This is a genomic window from Paraburkholderia atlantica (assembly GCF_000092885.1).
GTDB lineage: Bacteria > Pseudomonadota > Gammaproteobacteria > Burkholderiales > Burkholderiaceae > Paraburkholderia > Paraburkholderia atlantica.
In genome coordinates, this window is the sequence record NC_014117.1 from 3,214,818 (window position 1) to 3,234,159 (window position 19,342).

The window sequence follows — 19,342 nt, forward strand, 5'->3', positions numbered from 1 at the left end:
GGTTGGCCGCTACCAACCGCTGGCTGACGGCAGCGGATGCCTGTGTTGCCCGCTACCCGACCAAACTTGCCTTCTGCAGTCGCTTCAGAAGACAAAGAGAAACGCCGGTCAATATTACCGAAGGCGTTTTTCTTTGGCTTCTGGAAATCACATTCCTGTTGGCATACGCCCGCAAAAACGCGCCCTCCACAAAGCACAAAAAGGCCGGCGGTGGAAAACCGCCAGCCTTCGCACAGCGCGGTGAAGCTTACTTGATTTCAACCTTCGCGCCGGCTTCTTCCAGCTTCTTCTTGGCTTCTTCAGCAGCAGCCTTGGGCACCGCTTCCTTAACGGGCTTCGGTGCGCCGTCGACCAGATCCTTCGCTTCCTTCAGGCCGAGACCCGTCAGTTCGCGAACAGCCTTAATGACCGAAACCTTGTTTGCACCGGTTTCAGCTAGGATGACCGTGAATTCGGTCTGCTCTTCAGCAGCAGCTGCGCCGCCGGCGACGCCTGCCGGGCCTGCCACTGCAACAGCAGCTGCCGACACGCCAAACTTTTCTTCAAAAGCCTTGACCAACTCGTTCAGTTCCAGAACCGACATCGAGCCTACGGCTTCGAGGATGTCTTCTTTTGCGATTGCCATTTGAAATACTCCTAAATTGAATTCGGATACAGCCAGCGATCAATCACGCTCGACCGAAGTGCATTACGCAGCGGTTTCTTCGCCTTGTTTCTTTTCTGCCAGCGCGGCCAGAGCGCGCGCGAAGCCGGAAACAGGTGCCTGCATAACGTACAACAGCTTGGAGAGCAGTTCTTCGCGGCTCGGGATGTTTGCCAGCGCTTGCACGCCAGCCTTGTCCATCACCTTGCCTTCGTAGGAACCAGCCTTGATGACCAACTTGTCATTGCTCTTGCTGAAGTCATTGACGACCTTAGCAGCAGCAATTGCATCTTCCGAGATGCCGTAGATCAGGGGGCCAGTCATCTGCTCTGCCAGCGGAGCAAACGGGGTACCCTCGACGGCGCGACGCGCCAGCGTGTTCTTCAACACGCGAAGGTAAACCTGTTGCTCACGCGCTTTCGCGCGCAGCTTGGTCAGATCGCCAACCGCGATTCCACGATACTCAGCCAGAACCACGGTCTGAGCTTTCGCGACTTGCGCGGCAACCTCAGCGACGACGGCCTGCTTGCTTTCTTTGTTGAGTGGCACGGTTAACCTCCAGATTCGATACACGCGGCGTGCGCCTTGTGTACCGCGTTCAATAACGGCGTCCGACCAGTCAGGAGTATTTCGACCGTCCAAAGCCCGCATTGCTACGGACATCCGACGGCTTCATCACCACAAAACCTTTTCGGGTTCGCCATCTGCGTTGGCTTTACATTAAGGACCCGCCTACCTGCTACGTGCCCGCCAACGGTCTTTGACAACCGGTTGCGCAGTGCAGACCGCCACCTCGCAACCGCCCAAAGCCCTTAAAAACCGCCCCGATTCGCATCAGAGCGGCCAAATTCTTTACTGTGCAGCGATCGACGTCTGGTCAACGCGAACGCCAACCCCCATCGTGCTCGACAGAGCAACCTTGCGCAGGTACACGCCCTTGCTCGTTGCCGGCTTCGCCTTTTGCAGCGCTTCGATCAGCGCGTTCAGGTTGTTGCGCAGAGCTGCAGGTTCAAACGAAGCGCGGCCGATCGTTGCGTGGATGATACCGGCCTTGTCGACACGGAATTGCACCTGACCCGCCTTGGCGTTCTTGACCGCGGTCGCCACGTCCGGCGTGACCGTCCCGACCTTCGGGTTCGGCATCAGCCCGCGTGGGCCGAGGATCTGACCGAGCGTACCGACAATACGCATCGTGTCCGGCGAAGCGATCACGATGTCGAAGTTCAGGTTGCCGGCCTTGACCTGTTCAGCCAGGTCTTCCATACCGACGACGTCAGCACCAGCGGCACGGGCCTGCTCAGCCTTGTCGCCCTGCGCGAACACAGCGACGCGGACCGACTTACCGGTACCAGCCGGCAGCACGACCGAACCACGAACCACTTGATCCGACTTCTTTGCATCGATGCCGAGTTGCACGGCGACGTCGATCGACTCGTCGAACTTCGCGCTTGCACATTCCTTTACGAGCGAAAGAGCATCTTCAATCGGGTAAAGCTTCTGACGATCCACTTTGGCTGCAAATGCTTGCAGACGTTTCGAAAGCTTAGCCATTTACACGCCCTCCACGGTGATGCCCATCGAGCGGGCGCTACCAGCGATTGTACGAACCGCTGCGTCCAGATCAGCAGCCGTCAGATCGGGCATCTTGGTCTTGGCGATATCTTCGGCTTGAGCACGGGTGATCTTGCCGACCTTGTCGGTATGCGGCTTGCTCGAACCCTTGTCGAGCTTCGCTGCCTTCTTGATCAGAACCGTTGCCGGCGGCGTCTTCAGAACGAACGTGAAGCTCTTGTCCGCGAATGCGGTGATCACGACCGGAATCGGCAGACCCGGTTCCATGGCTTGAGTCTGCGCGTTGAACGCCTTGCAGAACTCCATGATGTTCAGGCCGCGCTGCCCCAGTGCCGGACCAACCGGCGGCGACGGGTTGGCTTTACCTGCAGGAATCTGCAGCTTGATAAAGCCGATAATTTTCTTTGCCATTTCGAGAACCTCTTTGGAGCGCCGACTTACGTGCGAGCGCTCAGTGAGTAGTAGCGCGTGTTCGCCGACAGTTGGCTAGTTACGCTCCTCAACGGCCATTACGCGGACCGTAAGCGCGAAATACGAAACGCACCAAGTGGTGCGTTCCGGTTAAATCTGGACTACAACTTTTCGACCTGACCGAATTCCAACTCGACCGGCGTTGCGCGGCCGAAGATCGTAACGGAAACACGGACTCGCGACTTTTCGTAGTTCACTTCTTCGACGCTGCCGTTGAAGTCTGTGAACGGGCCTTCTTTCACCCGTACCATCTCGCCCACTTCAAACAGGGTCTTGGGACGCGGCTTTTCCACGCCTTCCTGCATCTGCGACATGATTTTCTCAACTTCCCGAGGGGAAATCGGACTGGGCCGGTTGCGGGCTCCCCCGACGAAACCGGTCACCTTCGCCGTGTTCTTCACGAGGTGCCATGTCTCGTCTGTCATTTCCATTTCGACTAAAACGTAGCCGGGAAAGAAACGACGTTCCGTCACTGATTTGTGACCGCCCTTTACCTCAACAACTTCCTCTGTGGGAACGAGTATCTGGCCGAACTGTTCCTGCATACCAGCTCGTTCGATGCGCTCCTGAAGCGCTCGTTGCACGCTCTTCTCCATACCGGAGTATGCGTGCACGACGTACCAACGTTTACCGCTCGGGGATGCCGGAGTATCACTCATATCATTTCCAACCCAGAATCGCCGAGAAAATCGCCCACTCGATGGATTTATCACAAACCCACAGGAAGATGGCCATCACGACGACGAAGCCGAACACTACAAGCGTCGTTTGGGTCGCTTCTTTACGAGTCGGCCAAACAACCTTACGGACTTCTTTGTACGAGTCTTTGGCGAAAGCAATGAACCCCTTGCCAGGCGCTGAGAGAAGACCGACTGCGGCACCCGCGATCGCACCAACAGCCAAGGCAGCTCCGCGGATGTACCATTCTTGGCCACTCAGCCAGAAGAACCCCACGAACCCGGCCAAGACCAGCAACACACCGGCGATCAACATCATCTTGTCGCCGGATGTATTTACAGTTTCGACGGAAGGATTCGCCATAACACCTTAACGAAGCGCCACTTCGACGCGATAGTTGGCAGGGGCAGAGGGAATCGAACCCCCAACCTTCGGTTTTGGAGACCGACGCTCTGCCAGTTGAGCTATACCCCTAAACCATTTGGGGTTGGCGACACCGCCAACCCCGATACAACCGATTATCGAGAACTGCCTGGCGTTACTCGATGATCTTTGCGACGACACCAGCGCCGACCGTACGACCGCCTTCGCGAATTGCGAATCGCAGGCCTTCTTCCATCGCGATCGGGTTGATCAGCTTCACCGTGATCGACACGTTGTCGCCCGGCATCACCATTTCCTTGTCCTTCGGCAGCTCGATCGAGCCCGTCACGTCCGTCGTACGGAAGTAGAACTGCGGACGGTAGTTGTTGAAGAACGGCGTGTGGCGGCCGCCTTCGTCCTTGCTCAGCACGTACACTTCAGCCGTGAAGTGCGTGTGCGGGTTGATCGAACCCGGCTTGGCCAGAACCTGACCACGCTCCACGTCTTCACGCTTCGTGCCGCGCAGCAGGATACCAACGTTGTCGCCTGCCTGACCCTGGTCGAGCAGCTTGCGGAACATTTCCACGCCCGTGCAGGTCGTCTTGGCCGTTGCGCGGATACCGACGATCTCGATTTCCTCGCCGACCTTGATCACGCCACGCTCGACGCGGCCCGTCACCACCGTGCCACGACCCGAGATCGAGAACACGTCTTCCACCGGCATCAGGAACGAACCGTCAACCGCGCGCTCCGGCGTCGGGATGTAGGTGTCCAGCGCGTCGGCCAGGTTCATGATCGCCACTTCGCCCAGCTCGCCCTTGTCGCCTTCCAGCGCCAGCTTGGCCGAACCCTTGATGATCGGCGTGTCGTCACCCGGGAAGTCGTACTTCGACAGAAGTTCGCGAACTTCCATCTCGACGAGCTCCAGCAGCTCGGCGTCGTCCACCATGTCGCACTTGTTCAGGAACACGATGATGTACGGAACGCCAACCTGACGCGCCAGCAGGATGTGCTCACGCGTTTGCGGCATCGGGCCGTCTGCAGCCGAGCACACCAGGATCGCGCCGTCCATCTGTGCCGCGCCCGTGATCATGTTCTTCACGTAGTCAGCGTGACCCGGGCAGTCGACGTGTGCGTAGTGGCGGTTAGCCGTTTCGTACTCGACGTGCGCGGTGTTGATGGTAATGCCGCGTGCCTTTTCTTCCGGCGCCGCGTCGATCTGGTCGTACGCCTTTGCTTCGCCGCCAAACTTCTGCGTCAGAACCGTCGTGATCGCTGCCGTCAGCGTGGTCTTGCCGTGGTCAACGTGACCGATCGTGCCCACGTTCACGTGCGGCTTGGTCCGCTCAAACTTACCCTTGGCCATTTTCGACTCCTAAGAGGATTTTCCGTACGTTGCGCCGGGCGCAAACAATCACCGAGTACTTCTGGTGCCCATGGGCAGGATCGAACTGCCGACCTCTCCCTTACCAAGGGAGTGCTCTACCACTGAGCCACATGGGCGCTACATCTGTGTTGCTGGAGCGGGTGAAGGGAATCGAACCCTCGTCGTAAGCTTGGAAGGCTTCTGCTCTACCATTGAGCTACACCCGCAAGGATCATGGATTCCCAACAACTGCTACAACTTGCATTCTGGTGGAGGAGGTTGGATTCGAACCAACGTAGGCGTAAGCCAACAGATTTACAGTCTGCCCCCTTTAGCCACTCGGGCACCCCTCCGCAGAGAACTGATGATTATGGGGGAACAACATTCTTTTGTCAAGGCCCGCTTGACCGTTCCGATCCCAACGCTCTCACTTATATAGTGATTGGCGGTTAGCTTTCCGTAAACGCAAAAACCCCACCGCTGGGGGTGGGGTTTCTGGCTTTGGAGGAGCCTGACGATTACCTACTTTCACACGGGCAATCCGCACTATCATCGGCGTGGAGTCGTTTCACGGTCCTGTTCGGGATGGGAAGGGGTGGGACCGACTCGCTATGGTCATCAGGCATGACGGGTTGCTGCGTCGCTCTCAGGTTGGGGTCAACCCGGCGCCACAGCCAATCGGGAAGAAGCGTAAAGGATTCGTGTGTGGGGTTGTGTTGTTTCTGGCACAACACCGATCTCAACCGGCATGTCTTCATCCCCTTCGGGGATCGGACACCCGTAAGCGCTGAAGCGCTGACGGTTATCGAGACACACCTGTTATAGGATCAAGCCTTACGGGCAATTAGTATCAGTTAGCTCAGTACATTACTGTACGTGCACACCTGACCTATCAACGTCCTGGTCTTGAACGACCCTTCAAGGGGCTCGAAGCCCCGGGGATATCTCATCTTAAGGCGAGTTTCCCGCTTAGATGCTTTCAGCGGTTATCTCTTCCGAACATAGCTACCCGGCGATGCCACTGGCGTGACAACCGGTACACCAGAGGTTCGTCCACTCCGGTCCTCTCGTACTAGGAGCAGCCCCCTTCAAATATCCAGCGCCCACGGCAGATAGGGACCAAACTGTCTCACGACGTTTTAAACCCAGCTCACGTACCTCTTTAAATGGCGAACAGCCATACCCTTGGGACCGGCTACAGCCCCAGGATGAGATGAGCCGACATCGAGGTGCCAAACACCGCCGTCGATATGAACTCTTGGGCGGTATCAGCCTGTTATCCCCAGAGTACCTTTTATCCGTTGAGCGATGGCCCTTCCATACAGAACCACCGGATCACTATGACCTGCTTTCGCACCTGTTCGACTTGTCAGTCTCACAGTCAAGCACGCTTATGCCATTGCACTATCAGCACGATTTCCGACCGTACCTAGCGTACCTTCGTACTCCTCCGTTACACTTTGGGAGGAGACCGCCCCAGTCAAACTGCCTACCATGCACTGTCCCCGATCCGGATTACGGACCAAGGTTAGAACCTCAAACAGATCAGGGTGGTATTTCAAGGACGGCTCCACGCAAACTGGCGTTCACGCTTCATAGCCTCCCACCTATCCTACACAGACCGGTTCAAAGTCCAATGCAAAGCTACAGTAAAGGTTCATGGGGTCTTTCCGTCTAGCCGCGGGGAGATTGCATCATCACAAACACTTCAACTTCGCTGAGTCTCGGGAGGAGACAGTGTGGCCATCGTTACGCCATTCGTGCAGGTCGGAACTTACCCGACAAGGAATTTCGCTACCTTAGGACCGTTATAGTTACGGCCGCCGTTTACCGGGACTTCAATCAGGAGCTTGCACCCCATCATTTAATCTTCCGGCACCGGGCAGGCGTCACACCCTATACGTCCACTTTTCGTGTTTGCAGAGTGCTGTGTTTTTATTAAACAGTCGCAGCCACCAGTTTATTGCAACCCTTTCACCCTTCTGGCGCAGGCCAGTCAAGCTACCAGGGCGTACCTTATCCCGAAGTTACGGTACCAATTTGCCGAGTTCCTTCTCCCGAGTTCTCTCAAGCGCCTTAGAATACTCATCTCGCCCACCTGTGTCGGTTTGCGGTACGGTCACTGTGAAACTGAAGCTTAGAGGCTTTTCCTGGAACCCCTTCCAGTTGCTTCGCTTCCGAAGAAGCTCGCGCCACACCCTTGAGTCCTGTGCCCGGATTTGCCAGGGCACCCTCTCCAATGCAGCGACCGGGACTTCCAACACCCGGACAACCTTCCGCGATCCGTCCCCCCATCGCATTTCACAATGGTGCAGAAATATTAATCTGCTTCCCATCAGCTACGCATTTCTGCCTCGCCTTAGGGGCCGACTCACCCTACGCCGATGAACGTTGCGTAGGAAACCTTGGGCTTACGGCGAGGGGGCCTTTCACCCCCTTTATCGCTACTCATGTCAGCATTCGCACTTCCGATACCTCCAGCACACTTTCCAGTGCACCTTCGCAGGCTTACGGAACGCTCTCCTACCATGCACATTAATGTGCATCCGCAGCTTCGGTATATGGCTTAGCCCCGTTACATCTTCCGCGCAGAACGACTCGATCAGTGAGCTATTACGCTTTCTTTAAAGGGTGGCTGCTTCTAAGCCAACCTCCTGACTGTTTTAGCCTTCCCACTTCGTTTCCCACTTAGCCATATTTGGGGACCTTAGCTGGCGGTCTGGGTTGTTTCCCTCTTGACACCGGACGTTAGCACCCGATGTCTGTCTCCCGTGATTGCACTCTTCGGTATTCGGAGTTTGCTATGGCGAAGTAATCCGCAATGGACCCCACAACCATGACAGTGCTCTACCCCCGAAGGTGATACACGAGGCACTACCTAAATAGTTTTTCGGAGAGAACCAGCTATTTCCAGGTTTGTTTAGCCTTTCACCCCTATCCACAGCTCATCCCCTAACTTTTCAACGTTAGTGGGTTCGGTCCTCCAGCACGTGTTACCGTGCCTTCAACCTGGCCATGGATAGATCACCTGGTTTCGGGTCTACACCCAGCGACTGGACGCCCTGTTCGGACTCGCTTTCGCTACGCCTGCCCTAATCGGTTAAGCTCGCCACTGAATGTAAGTCGCTGACCCATTATACAAAAGGTACGCCGTCACCCCTTACGAGGCTCCGACTGTTTGTATGCATGCGGTTTCAGGATCTGTTTCACTCCCCTCCCGGGGTTCTTTTCGCCTTTCCCTCACGGTACTGGTTCACTATCGGTCGATCACGAGTATTTAGCCTTGGAGGATGGTCCCCCCATCTTCAGACAGGATTTCACGTGTCCCGCCCTACTTGTCGTACACCCAGTTCTTTCCCGCTGTTTTCGTCTACAGGGCTATCACCTGCTATGGCCGCACTTTCCAGAGCGTTCGACTAACAATGAGAATAAAGAGTACAGGCTGATCCCATTTCGCTCGCCACTACTTTGGGAATCTCGGTTGATTTCTTTTCCTGCGGTTACTTAGATGTTTCAGTTCACCGCGTTCGCTTCACATGACCTATGGATTCAGTCATGGATACTCCATTAGGAGTGGGTTTCCCCATTCGGACATCTCCGGATCAAAGCTCGTTTGCCAGCTCCCCGGAGCTTTTCGCAGGCTACCGCGTCCTTCATCGCCTGTGATCGCCAAGGCATCCACCACATGCACTTGTTCGCTTGACCCTATAACGGGTGTGTCTCAATGATTGCTCACCGCAGATCACATGCCGCTACAGGTTGAGTATTCGTGTTGCGCCGTATTCCAAAGGCAATCTCTCGATTCCCTTAAAATACATCGATACAATCACAACCCTGATTCACCTACTCACGCACCCATCTCCAGGTACGCTTTCGTGAATCTCTTTACTACTTCTTCCTGATTGTTAAAGAACGACAGCCGATATCACGATTTGATCGTGTACCGCTCTGACTGGCTCAATCGCCAATGCGCAACGCTCTGCCTTCATGCAGAACCCTGCGCATTGAGGATTGGTGGAGGATGACGGGATCGAACCGACGACCCCCTGCTTGCAAAGCAGGTGCTCTCCCAGCTGAGCTAATCCCCCAGTCTCACACAACACACACTCCAGAGGTTTCACCCGACCAGCTCACCAGACAAGACAGTGGTGGGTCTGGATGGATTCGAACCATCGACCCCCGCCTTATCAAGACGGTGCTCTAACCGACTGAGCTACAGACCCCTGAGTCTGTCTGCGTTGCTTCTACCAAACTACAGCCGATAAGCGTGAGCACTTGAGTGCAAGGAATGCATAGCTCTGGAAAGGAGGTGATCCAGCCGCACCTTCCGATACGGCTACCTTGTTACGACTTCACCCCAGTCATGAATCCTACCGTGGTGACCGTCCTCCTTGCGGTTAGACTAGCCACTTCTGGTAAAACCCACTCCCATGGTGTGACGGGCGGTGTGTACAAGACCCGGGAACGTATTCACCGCGGCATGCTGATCCGCGATTACTAGCGATTCCAGCTTCACGCACTCGAGTTGCAGAGTGCGATCCGGACTACGATCGGTTTTCTGGGATTGGCTCCACCTCGCGGCTTGGCAACCCTCTGTTCCGACCATTGTATGACGTGTGAAGCCCTACCCATAAGGGCCATGAGGACTTGACGTCATCCCCACCTTCCTCCGGTTTGTCACCGGCAGTCTCCCTGGAGTGCTCTTGCGTAGCAACTAGGGACAAGGGTTGCGCTCGTTGCGGGACTTAACCCAACATCTCACGACACGAGCTGACGACAGCCATGCAGCACCTGTGTGATGGCTCCCTTTCGGGCACTCCCAGCTCTCACCAGGATTCCATCCATGTCAAGGGTAGGTAAGGTTTTTCGCGTTGCATCGAATTAATCCACATCATCCACCGCTTGTGCGGGTCCCCGTCAATTCCTTTGAGTTTTAATCTTGCGACCGTACTCCCCAGGCGGTCAACTTCACGCGTTAGCTACGTTACCAAGCCAATGAAGGCCCGACAACCAGTTGACATCGTTTAGGGCGTGGACTACCAGGGTATCTAATCCTGTTTGCTCCCCACGCTTTCGTGCATGAGCGTCAGTATTGGCCCAGGGGGCTGCCTTCGCCATCGGTGTTCCTCCACATCTCTACGCATTTCACTGCTACACGTGGAATTCCACCCCCCTCTGCCATACTCCAGCGCTGCAGTCACCAATGCAGTTCCCAGGTTAAGCCCGGGGATTTCACATCGGTCTTACAGCACCGCCTGCGCACGCTTTACGCCCAGTAATTCCGATTAACGCTCGCACCCTACGTATTACCGCGGCTGCTGGCACGTAGTTAGCCGGTGCTTATTCTTCCGGTACCGTCATCCCCCCGGGGTATTAACCCAGAGGTTTTCTTTCCGGACAAAAGTGCTTTACAACCCGAAGGCCTTCTTCACACACGCGGCATTGCTGGATCAGGCTTGCGCCCATTGTCCAAAATTCCCCACTGCTGCCTCCCGTAGGAGTCTGGGCCGTGTCTCAGTCCCAGTGTGGCTGGTCGTCCTCTCAGACCAGCTACAGATCGTCGGCTTGGTAGGCCTTTACCCCACCAACTACCTAATCTGCCATCGGCCGCCCCTTGAGCGCGAGGTCCCGAAAGATCCCCCGCTTTCCTCCACAGAGCGTATGCGGTATTAATCCGGCTTTCGCCGGGCTATCCCCCACTCCAGGACACGTTCCGATGTATTACTCACCCGTTCGCCACTCGCCACCAGACCGAAGTCCGTGCTGCCGTTCGACTTGCATGTGTAAGGCATGCCGCCAGCGTTCAATCTGAGCCAGGATCAAACTCTTCAGTTCAAACCTGTTACTGTTTTCGGTTCAGTTACGAACCGGTCGCTCACTCAACGTACTGACGATGATTGATCCGTCTTTCGACAGATAAACCTTCCTCTAATACTGTGTGAGGCTTCTGATACTTTTGCCTTGCGGCAGACTCCGAAGAATCCGCCACCGCATTCCGCATCAAGCGCCCACACTTATCGGCTGTTAGTTTTTAAAGATCGATCCGCCCAACCCGCAGCACCAGAACCACCACTACCCGGCACCGCTTCGTTTGCGTCGCTGCGTCTGCAGCAGAGAAACGAGATTATGGAGACTCTTTCGCGTCTCGTCAACACCCATTTTCACTTTCGCCTAAAAAAGTTGTGACTCACTTCCGAACCGCGCTCACCACGGCCTCAACTGGAACAGCATCGGCCATCGCCGCGTAGCCCGCGTCGCTCGGATGGATGTGATCGCCGCTATCGAAAACGCGCTGCAAACGCTCCGGCTGCGCTCGGTCGCGCAACGCCGCGTCGAAATCGACGACGCCGTCGAATGCGCGACTGGTCCTGATCCACTGATTAACCGCGAGTCGGATACTTTCCCGCTCCGGCGGCAGCGACGCCGGCGTCAGCGTCGCGCCGAACACCTTGACACCGTTGCGTCGCGCGGCCGCGATCACTCGCTGGTAACCGGCGATCAGATCCGCAGCGGCGACCGACGTATGAGGAAAATCACAGTCGAGCCCGCCATGAGGCGGCATTGCCGCAAAGTTGATGTCGTTGATGCCAATCAGCAGGACCGCCGCCTTGACGCCCGGACGTTGCAAAACGTCCCGCTCGAAGCGGCTCGCAAGCGCGTCGCCATAACAAGGCGAGTCGCTAAGAAGCCGGTTGCCGCTGATGCCGAGATTCACGATCGCGGTCGACGGCGCGCCGCTCGCCGCGATTCGCCGAGCCAGCGCATCCGGCCACCGACGATTCTGATTCAGGCTGGAGCGCATGCCGTCGGTGATCGAGTCGCCGATCGCGGCCACGGCAACCGACGATGCCGCCGCATCCAGCGACAAGCCCGTGACCCACACATATTGCGTGAAGCGGCCGCGAAATGCTGCAGCGGACGCGTCGGCGGTGTGATTGCCCGGCTCCGACACGTAATTCACCTGATTCGACACGCGGTGCCACGCGACGATCCGCTGCTCCGGTCCCATGAACGCGCTGATCGCATACGGCGCGCCCTCGACGACGTCGAGCACGATCGGATCGCTGTCCAACTCGCCGCCGGGCGGAATGCTGACCGCGCCCTTACCAGCGAACATCACTCGACTGCCGCCCCTCTCGACCACAGACGCGCCGCCGGCCGAGCGCGCGATGCGCAGTTCGTCGACGACGAGAGGTGTCTTGCCGTATGCGTTGCTCAGATGAATTCGCGCCGTCTTCCCCGACAACGTCGGATACACGATCTGCCGAACGGTTCGCCCGGCGACGTCCGGCGCGCGATACAGCGGTGGCAATTCGGCCCGCTGGGGAATCGGTTGCAGCGCGGTCGCCCACACGGCAACCCAATGCTCGGGCGCTTCGGCAGCGAACGCACTCGAGGAAACGGCAACCGGAGCAATTTGGGCAAGCAGCGCCGCGCCGCATGCGGCAGCCAGGGTGCGAATGGTCATTCGGAGAATCGGTTCGAGGCGAAACGGGCATTGTGCCCGAACGACGCAGCAATCGCCGGTGCCCGACGGCTGTGCGCGCTCGGACTCACGCCGTTTGCTGACTCATTATCTTCATGGCGACGGCTTCGGCGACCTCGATCCCGTCGATTGCCGCCGAGTAGATCCCACCTGCATATCCGGCACCTTCGCCGGCGGGATACAGCCCCTTGACATTGACGCTCTGAAAATCGTCCCCGCGACGAACGCGTACCGGCGACGACGTTCGCGTTTCAACACCGGTCAGCACCGCATCATGCATCGCGAAACCGGCGATTTTCTTTTCCATCTGCGGCAGCGCTTCGCGAATCGCCTCGATCGCGTAGTCGGGCAGTGCAGTGCTGAGATCGGTTGGCCGCACACCGGGCTTATACGACGGCACGACTGAGCCGAGCGACGTGGACGGCCGCCCCGCGATGAAATCGCCGACGAGTTGCCCCGGCGCCATATAGTTCCCGCCACCGAGCTCGAACGCCCGCTCCTCCCACTTGCGCTGGAACGCGATGCCGGCGAGCGGGCCGCCCGGGTAGTCGTCTGGCGTGATGCCTACCACGATGCCCGCATTCGCGTTGCGCTCCGCGCGCGAGTACTGGCTCATGCCGTTCGTGACGACGCGCCCCGGCTCCGACGTGGCCGCCACCACGGTGCCGCCGGGACACATGCAAAAGCTATAGACCGCGCGCCCGTTGCTGCAGTGGTGGACCACCTTATAGTCGGCTGCGCCGAGCTGTTTGTGACCGGCAAATTTCCCGAACCGGCTGCGATCGATCACCCCTTGCGGATGCTCGATCCGAAACCCGAGCGAAAACGGCTTCGCTTCGACGTGAACACCGCGGTCGTACAGCATCTGGAAGGTATCGCGCGCGCTATGGCCGACCGCCAGCACCACGTGGTCGCTGCGCAGCGTCTCGCCGGTCGACAGCTTCAGTCCGCGCACCTGACCGTTGTCGATTTCGATGTCCTCGACACGCGTCTCGAAGCGCACTTCGCCGCCCAGTTCGTGGATGCTCGCGCGCATCTTTTCGACCATGCTGACGAGGCGAAACGTGCCGATATGCGGCCGGCTCAGGTACAGGATGTCCTCCGGCGCACCGGCCCGCACGAATTCGTCGAGCACCTTGCGGCCGTAGTGTTTCGGGTCCTTGATCTGGCTATAGAGCTTGCCGTCCGAAAAAGTGCCGGCGCCACCTTCGCCGAACTGCACGTTCGACTCCGGATTCAGCACCGATTTGCGCCACAGGCCGAACGTGTCCTTAGTGCGCTCGCGCACGGCCTTGCCGCGCTCGAGGATGATCGGCCGGAAGCCCATTTGCGCGAGGATCAGTCCCGCGAACAGACCGCACGGTCCCATGCCGATCACGACCGGACGCGGCGTGCTCAATTGCGCGGGCGCTTTGGCGACGAACTTGTAGCTCATGTCTGGAGTCACGCCGCAATGCGGCACGTCGGCGAGCCGTTTCAGCGCGGCCGCTTCATCCTTGACCTCGACATCGACGATGTAGGTGAGCTTGATGTCGGCACGCTTGCGCGCGTCGTGCGCGCGGCGAAACACGGTGTATCGGATGAGCCCGTCCCGCGCGACGCCGAGGTCCGCGAGGCGCGCACGGATGGCGGCTCCGAGGGCGCTTTCGGGGTGATCGAGCGGGAGTTTGATTTCGCTTAGACGTAACATGAGTACCGGAGATGCAAGTGGGCCGCAAATCGCGGCCAATTCGCAATTTTACCGGTAAGTGTCGGGGCGGGGTGACGTCCGGTCAGGAGCCGCAGGCACATCTAAACCGCGGCAAAGCCGCCGGCCCGCTCCTACGACACTGAATGGCGCTATCAAAGCCAATACCCATCCACAAAAAATTTATTAACCGACCGGTCGGTTGATTTATACTACGCCGACACAGACCACTCCTCCAGAGAGCGTCCCTCATGTACACCCAATCCCTCGATATCCCCGGCAACGTCGCCCCGCTGGACGCGGACGCGAATTCGCCCGAACAGGCGCGCTTCGACGCGGTCATGGCCGCCGACGGCAAGATCGAGCCGCAGGACTGGATGCCCGACGCCTACCGCAAGACGCTGGTGCGGCAGATCTCGCAGCACGCGCACTCGGAGATCGTCGGCATGCTGCCCGAGGGCAACTGGATCACGCGCGCGCCGAGCCTGAAGCGCAAGGCGATCCTGATCGCCAAGGTGCAGGACGAGGCCGGCCACGGGCTCTACCTGTATAGCGCCGCCGAAACCCTCGGCGTGTCGCGCGAGCAGCTGATCGACGCGCTGCACGCGGGCAAGGCCAAGTATTCGAGCATCTTCAACTACCCGACGCCCACCTGGGCCGACGTCGGCGTGATCGGCTGGCTGGTCGACGGCGCGGCGATCATGAACCAGATCCCGCTGTGCCGCTGCACCTACGGGCCCTATGCCCGCGCGATGATCCGCATCTGCAAGGAAGAGTCGTTCCACCAGCGCCAGGGGTTCGATGCGCTGCTCGCGATGATGGCCGGCACCGACGCGCAGCGCGAGCTCGTGCAGCAGGCGGTGAACCGCTGGTGGTGGCCGGTGCTGATGATGTTCGGCCCGAGCGACAAGGACTCGGTGCACAGCAACCAGTCGGCGCAATGGGGCATCAAGCGCATCACCAACGACGACCTGCGCCAGAAATTCGTCGACGCGACCGTCGAGCAGGCGAAGGTGCTCGGCGTCACGCTGCCCGATGCGGAGCTCAAATGGAACGAGGCGCGCGGCCATTACGACTACGGCGACATCGACTGGGAAGAGTTCTGGCGCGTCGTCAATGGCGACGGCCCGTGCAACCGCGAGCGCCTCGCGACCCGCGTGAAGGCCCATGAAGACGGCGCCTGGGTGCGCGAAGCCGCGCTGGCCCATGCCGGGAAGCAGCGCCAGCGCGCGCAACAGCACGCCGCCTGAGCGGCACCGCACATCACAGGAATCAGGAGATCAGCAATGAACAAGGAATGGCCGATTTGGGAAGTGTTCGTGCGCAGCAAGCAGGGACTCGACCACAAGCACTGCGGCAGTCTGCACGCGGCCGACGCGCCGATGGCGCTGCGCATGGCGCGCGACGTCTACACGCGCCGCCAGGAAGGCGTGAGCATCTGGGTGGTGCCGTCCTCGGCGATCACCGCCTCGGCACCCGACGAGAAGGCCGAACTGTTCGAACCGGCGGGCGACAAGATCTATCGCCACCCGACGTTCTACACGCTGCCCGACGAAGTCAACCACATGTAAGCGCGCCATGACCACTATGTCCATCACGCCCGAACATCTGCAGTACGTGCTGCGCCTCGCCGATACCGCGCTGATCCTCGGTCAGCGCAACAGCGAGTGGTGCGGCCACGGCCCGATCCTCGAAGAGGACATCGCGCTGTCGAACATGAGCCTCGACCTGATCGGCCAGGCGCGCCTGCTGTACACGCATGCGGCCGCGCTCGAACAGCAGCTCACCGGCCGTCAGCGCAGCGAGGACGACTACGCGTATTTCCGCGCCGAGCGCGAGTTCGCGAACTACACGCTCGCCGAGCTGCCGCACTACGGGCCGCTCGCCGGCACCGCGCAGGCGCAGAAGGACTACGCGGTCACGATCGTGCGCAACTTCCTGTACGCGACGCTGATGAGGCATCTGTGGAGCGCACTGACGGATTCCGCCGACGAACAGCTCGCCGCGATCGCCGCGAAGTCGATCAAGGAAACGCAGTACCACGTGCATCACGCGAGCGAGTGGCTGATCCGTTTCGGCGACGGCACCGACGAATCGCACCGTCGCGCGCAGGCCGCGCTCGACTACCTGATGCCGTACACGTACGAGTTCTTCAGCGCGGACGCGGTGGAAGACGCGATCGCCGCGGCCGGCCTCGGCCCGCGCACCTCGACGCTGGAAGCCGCATGGCTCGACGACGTGCGCGCCACGCTCGACGCAGCCACGCTGACGCTGCCCGCGGCGCTGCGGCACGTGAGCACGGGCAAGCATGGCGAGCATTCGGAGCACATGGGTTTCGTGCTCGCGGAAATGCAGAGCCTTGCGCGCCAGCATCCGGGCGCGAGCTGGTGAGCCCACGATGACGACCTCGACCGCCGCGCAGGCCGTGAATACAGCCGCTGCCACCACCGCCACCACCGATCCCGCGCTCATCCGCGCCTGGAGCGTGCTCGAAGCGGTACCCGACCCGGAGATCCCGGTGGTATCGATCCGCGAACTGGGCATCCTGCGCGACGTGCGACGCGCCGCGGACGGCGCGCTCGAAGTCGTGATCACGCCGACCTACTCGGGCTGCCCGGCGATGTCGCAGATTGCCGAGGACATCGGCCGTGCGCTCGAGGCCGCGCAGCTCACGCCGTACCGCGTCGCCACCGTGCTCGCGCCGGCGTGGACCACCGACTGGATCACCGGCGAAGCGCGCGAAAAACTGCGCGTCTACGGCATCGCGCCGCCCACGGGCAACTGCGGCGGCGCCACGCAAGCGCACGCCGCGCCGCAGGAAAAAGTGCTGCGCTTCGTGCCGCGCGCGCTGCCCGCACCGTCCTGCCCGCGCTGCGGCTCGGCGCACACGGAGCGGCTCGCGCAGTTCGGCTCGACCGCCTGCAAGGCCCTGTATCGCTGCCTCGACTGCCGCGAACCCTTCGACTACTTCAAACCGTACTGATATGGCCACCCCGCAATTCCATCCGCTGCGTATCCGCGAAGTACGTCCCGAAACCGCCGATGCGGTGTCGGTTGCCTTCGAAGTCCCGCCCGAACTGCGCGACCAGTATCGCTTCACGCAGGGCCAGTTCGTCACGCTGAAGACGCATATCGACGGCGAGGAAACGCGCCGCTCGTATTCGATCTGCGTGGGCGTCACCGACTACGACCGCGACGGCGAGTTGCGCATCGGCATCAAGCGCGTGCGCGGCGGGCGTTTCTCGAACTTCGCGTTCGACACGCTGCAGCCCGGCCACACGATCGACGTGATGACCCCGGACGGGCGCTTCTTCACGCACCTGAACGCCGAACAGGGCCAGCAGTACCTCGCGTTCTCGGGCGGCTCGGGCATCACGCCGGTGCTCGCGATCATCAAGACGACGCTCGAAGTCGAGCCGCGCAGCACCTTCACGCTGGTGTACGGCAACCGCAGCGTCGACCAGATCATGTTCGCCGAGGAGCTCGAGGATCTGAAGAACCGCTTCATGAACCGCTTCGTGCTGTATCACGTGCTGTCGGACGACCTGCAGGACGTCGAGCTGTTTAACGGCGTGCTCGACCAGCAGAAGTGCGCGGCGTTCCTCGAACAGCTGCTGCCGGCCGACGCGATCGACGAGGCGTTCATCTGCGGCCCCGCGCCGATGATGGACGCGGCCGAGGCGGCGCTGAAGGCAGCCGGCGTGCCGCCCGCGAAGGTGCATGTGGAGCGCTTCGGCACGCCGCTGCCGCAGGCGGGCGTGCCGCCCGTCGAGATCACCGCGGACACCCCCGCGGCCGACCTCGAAATCGTGCTCGACGGCAAGCGGCGCAAGCTGCGCCTGCCGTACCAGGGCGTGAGCGTGCTCGACGTCGGGCTGCGCGCCGGTCTCGCGCTGCCGTATGCGTGCAAGGGCGGGGTGTGCTGCACGTGTCGCGCGAAGGTGCTCGAGGGCGAAGTGAAGATGGAAAAGAACTACACGCTCGAAGAACACGAGGTCCGCGACGGGTTCGTGCTGACGTGTCAGTGTCATCCGGTGAGCGGCAAGGTCGTCGTCAGTTACGACGAACGTTGAGTGGTATTCGTGGCCTGGGCGTGGACTCGCTTCGTGTAACGGCCGCCGCCGCTTTCGGCCGTTTCGCGATCCGCTTACACTAGGGGCCGCTCGTCGCTCGGGACATCGGTTTCCAGTCGGCGAGCGGCCTCTTTTTGTTACAGCAGCAAGCGTCATAGCAAGCCCTTGCCCATGAGCACGATTCACCTCACCAACGGCGACGTCGCCGCCGAGTCGCTGCGTACCGCGCTGGCCCAGGCGGGCCGCGACGATCGCGTGCAACCGTTGCGGGACGATCTGGCGGTCGGCCCGTTACGCGGCGTCGACGACGCTCTGCACGTGCGCGCCAACTTTTGGGAACGTGTCAGCGCCGACACGAAACGCGACTTCGCGCGTGAATTCCGCGAACAGGCCGCGGTGCTCGACGGCCTCGCGAGCGATACCGCGAATCTCGTCGTGTGGCATGGCGAAAGCGCGTCCGATCAGCTGCTGCTGCGCCGCGTCTGCTACCTGGTGCGCAACAGCCCGCAGCGTTTGAACGAAGTGCGGCTGTCGATCGCCGACCTCACCGATCCGCAAGCGTGGGCGCATACCCGCAAGGATCACGCGACATCGGTCGGCATGTTTGCGCCGGACGTATTGCAGGCACATCTGCCGGACGCTGCGCCGATTTCCGTGCTGCGCATCAGCCGGCTCGCGCTCGAATGGCAGGAGGTCAAGCAGGCGAACGGCGAGACGCGGCGCTGGCGTGACAACACCTTCACGAGCGGCAGCTTTGCAGAAATCGACGCGCTGATCCTCGAACGTGCAACCGACGACTGGCAGCCCGCCGCGCGCGCCGCCGCCTACGTCATGGCCGCCGAACTGTGGTTTCTCGCCAGCGACAGCATCGTGCTGTGGCGCATGCGCGAACTCGCGACGCAACGACGGATCCACCTGCGTGGCGACGCGAACGAATGGCGCTCGCTCGAACTGCGCGCGGCATCCGCCCCCCTGCCCACCCCAATAAGATAAAAACAGACAA

General features: G+C 60.1%; 15 protein-coding genes, 6 tRNA genes and 3 rRNA genes. 6 read left to right on the forward strand and 18 right to left on the reverse strand.

Annotated features, from left to right (window positions below; translation table 11 throughout):
* Positions 1-247: 247 nt before the first annotated feature.
* The 18 genes from rplL to BC1002_RS14630 form a co-directional block, all read right to left on the reverse strand.
* A complete protein-coding gene (gene rplL / locus BC1002_RS14545; protein ID WP_013090765.1) occupies positions 248-625 on the reverse strand; it encodes a 50S ribosomal protein L7/L12 in 378 nt (125 codons plus the stop codon).
* Between the two features lie 63 nt (positions 626-688).
* A complete protein-coding gene (rplJ, locus tag BC1002_RS14550) occupies positions 689-1,192 on the reverse strand; it encodes a 50S ribosomal protein L10 (RefSeq protein WP_008922978.1) in 504 nt (167 codons plus the stop codon).
* Between the two features lie 303 nt (positions 1,193-1,495).
* On the reverse strand, positions 1,496-2,194 hold the full coding sequence (gene rplA / locus BC1002_RS14555; protein WP_013090766.1) for a 50S ribosomal protein L1: 699 nt from the start codon (positions 2,192-2,194) through the stop codon (positions 1,496-1,498).
* Positions 2,195-2,626, reverse strand: coding sequence for a 50S ribosomal protein L11 (gene rplK, locus BC1002_RS14560; protein WP_008922976.1), 432 nt, complete (start codon positions 2,624-2,626; stop codon positions 2,195-2,197).
* 161 nt (positions 2,627-2,787) lie between these two features.
* Positions 2,788-3,345: a transcription termination/antitermination protein NusG gene (gene nusG / locus BC1002_RS14565; protein ID WP_013090767.1), complete on the reverse strand. Its 558-nt coding sequence runs from the start codon at positions 3,343-3,345 to the stop codon at positions 2,788-2,790.
* A 1-nt stretch (position 3,346) separates the two neighbouring features.
* Positions 3,347-3,727 (reverse strand): preprotein translocase subunit SecE, encoded by a 381-nt coding sequence (gene secE / locus BC1002_RS14570; protein ID WP_041734457.1) that lies wholly within the window; start codon positions 3,725-3,727, stop codon positions 3,347-3,349.
* A 35-nt stretch (positions 3,728-3,762) separates the two neighbouring features.
* A tRNA-Trp gene (locus BC1002_RS14575) sits at positions 3,763-3,838 on the reverse strand.
* A gap of 64 nt (positions 3,839-3,902) precedes the next feature.
* Positions 3,903-5,093 carry an elongation factor Tu gene (tuf, locus tag BC1002_RS14580; RefSeq protein WP_013090760.1) on the reverse strand — a complete coding sequence of 397 codons (1,191 nt, stop codon included), beginning with the start codon at positions 5,091-5,093 and terminating at the stop codon, positions 3,903-3,905.
* 62 nt (positions 5,094-5,155) lie between these two features.
* Positions 5,156-5,230, reverse strand: a tRNA-Thr gene (locus tag BC1002_RS14585).
* A gap of 16 nt (positions 5,231-5,246) precedes the next feature.
* Positions 5,247-5,320, reverse strand: a tRNA-Gly gene (locus BC1002_RS14590).
* Positions 5,321-5,360: 40 nt separating this feature from the next.
* Positions 5,361-5,446, reverse strand: a tRNA-Tyr gene (locus BC1002_RS14595).
* 156 nt (positions 5,447-5,602) lie between these two features.
* Positions 5,603-5,716 (reverse strand): 5S ribosomal RNA (rrf, locus tag BC1002_RS14600).
* A 200-nt stretch (positions 5,717-5,916) separates the two neighbouring features.
* Positions 5,917-8,798 (reverse strand): 23S ribosomal RNA (locus tag BC1002_RS14605).
* Between the two features lie 307 nt (positions 8,799-9,105).
* Positions 9,106-9,181 (reverse strand) — tRNA-Ala (locus BC1002_RS14610).
* A gap of 58 nt (positions 9,182-9,239) precedes the next feature.
* Positions 9,240-9,316: transfer RNA gene (locus BC1002_RS14615), tRNA-Ile, on the reverse strand.
* A gap of 79 nt (positions 9,317-9,395) precedes the next feature.
* A 16S ribosomal RNA gene (locus BC1002_RS14620) occupies positions 9,396-10,928 on the reverse strand.
* Together the 16S, 23S and 5S rRNA genes with 5 tRNA genes alongside form the textbook arrangement of a ribosomal RNA operon.
* Positions 10,929-11,280: 352 nt before the next feature.
* Complete coding sequence (locus BC1002_RS14625; protein WP_013090769.1) at positions 11,281-12,561, reverse strand: SGNH/GDSL hydrolase family protein; 1,281 nt, start codon at positions 12,559-12,561, stop codon at positions 11,281-11,283.
* A gap of 85 nt (positions 12,562-12,646) precedes the next feature.
* Positions 12,647-14,269 carry an NAD(P)/FAD-dependent oxidoreductase gene (locus tag BC1002_RS14630; protein ID WP_013090770.1) on the reverse strand — a complete coding sequence of 541 codons (1,623 nt, stop codon included), beginning with the start codon at positions 14,267-14,269 and terminating at the stop codon, positions 12,647-12,649.
* 248 nt (positions 14,270-14,517) lie between these two features.
* Between BC1002_RS14630 and paaA the strand changes: the two genes are divergently transcribed.
* The 6 genes from paaA to BC1002_RS14660 all read left to right on the forward strand — a co-directional run bounded on the left by paaA (position 14,518) and on the right by BC1002_RS14660 (position 19,332).
* A complete protein-coding gene (gene paaA, locus BC1002_RS14635; protein ID WP_013090771.1) occupies positions 14,518-15,516 on the forward strand; it encodes a 1,2-phenylacetyl-CoA epoxidase subunit PaaA in 999 nt (332 codons plus the stop codon).
* Between the two features lie 36 nt (positions 15,517-15,552).
* Positions 15,553-15,837 carry a 1,2-phenylacetyl-CoA epoxidase subunit PaaB gene (gene paaB / locus BC1002_RS14640; RefSeq protein WP_013090772.1) on the forward strand — a complete coding sequence of 95 codons (285 nt, stop codon included), beginning with the start codon at positions 15,553-15,555 and terminating at the stop codon, positions 15,835-15,837.
* Between the two features lie 16 nt (positions 15,838-15,853).
* Positions 15,854-16,657, forward strand: coding sequence for a 1,2-phenylacetyl-CoA epoxidase subunit PaaC (gene paaC, locus BC1002_RS14645; protein WP_041734458.1), 804 nt, complete (start codon positions 15,854-15,856; stop codon positions 16,655-16,657).
* 7 nt (positions 16,658-16,664) lie between these two features.
* Positions 16,665-17,249: a 1,2-phenylacetyl-CoA epoxidase subunit PaaD gene (paaD, locus tag BC1002_RS14650; protein ID WP_013090774.1), complete on the forward strand. Its 585-nt coding sequence runs from the start codon at positions 16,665-16,667 to the stop codon at positions 17,247-17,249.
* Position 17,250: 1 nt separating this feature from the next.
* Positions 17,251-18,339 (forward strand): 1,2-phenylacetyl-CoA epoxidase subunit PaaE, encoded by a 1,089-nt coding sequence (gene paaE / locus BC1002_RS14655; protein ID WP_013090775.1) that lies wholly within the window; start codon positions 17,251-17,253, stop codon positions 18,337-18,339.
* 171 nt (positions 18,340-18,510) lie between these two features.
* Positions 18,511-19,332, forward strand: coding sequence for a DUF1835 domain-containing protein (locus BC1002_RS14660; protein WP_013090776.1), 822 nt, complete (start codon positions 18,511-18,513; stop codon positions 19,330-19,332).
* The last annotated feature ends 10 nt before the right edge of the window (positions 19,333-19,342 follow it).

Bases quoted from the DNA above. Each gene is read 5' to 3' on its own strand.
- rplL (WP_013090765.1), bottom strand. From the start codon at position 625: ATGGCAATCGCAAAAGAAGACATCCTCGAAGCCGTAGGCTCGATGTCG.
- rplA (WP_013090766.1), bottom strand. From the start codon at position 2,194: ATGGCTAAGCTTTCGAAACGTCTGCAAGCATTTGCAGCCAAAGTGGAT.
- rplK (WP_008922976.1), bottom strand. From the start codon at position 2,626: ATGGCAAAGAAAATTATCGGCTTTATCAAGCTGCAGATTCCTGCAGGT.
- nusG (WP_013090767.1), bottom strand. From the start codon at position 3,345: ATGAGTGATACTCCGGCATCCCCGAGCGGTAAACGTTGGTACGTCGTG.
- secE (WP_041734457.1), bottom strand. From the start codon at position 3,727: ATGGCGAATCCTTCCGTCGAAACTGTAAATACATCCGGCGACAAGATG.
- tuf (WP_013090760.1), bottom strand. From the start codon at position 5,093: ATGGCCAAGGGTAAGTTTGAGCGGACCAAGCCGCACGTGAACGTGGGC.
- BC1002_RS14625 (WP_013090769.1), bottom strand. From the start codon at position 12,561: ATGACCATTCGCACCCTGGCTGCCGCATGCGGCGCGGCGCTGCTTGCC.
- BC1002_RS14630 (WP_013090770.1), bottom strand. From the start codon at position 14,269: ATGTTACGTCTAAGCGAAATCAAACTCCCGCTCGATCACCCCGAAAGC.
- paaA (WP_013090771.1), top strand. From the start codon at position 14,518: ATGTACACCCAATCCCTCGATATCCCCGGCAACGTCGCCCCGCTGGAC.
- paaB (WP_013090772.1), top strand. From the start codon at position 15,553: ATGAACAAGGAATGGCCGATTTGGGAAGTGTTCGTGCGCAGCAAGCAG.
- paaC (WP_041734458.1), top strand. From the start codon at position 15,854: ATGTCCATCACGCCCGAACATCTGCAGTACGTGCTGCGCCTCGCCGAT.
- paaD (WP_013090774.1), top strand. From the start codon at position 16,665: ATGACGACCTCGACCGCCGCGCAGGCCGTGAATACAGCCGCTGCCACC.
- paaE (WP_013090775.1), top strand. From the start codon at position 17,251: ATGGCCACCCCGCAATTCCATCCGCTGCGTATCCGCGAAGTACGTCCC.
- BC1002_RS14660 (WP_013090776.1), top strand. From the start codon at position 18,511: ATGAGCACGATTCACCTCACCAACGGCGACGTCGCCGCCGAGTCGCTG.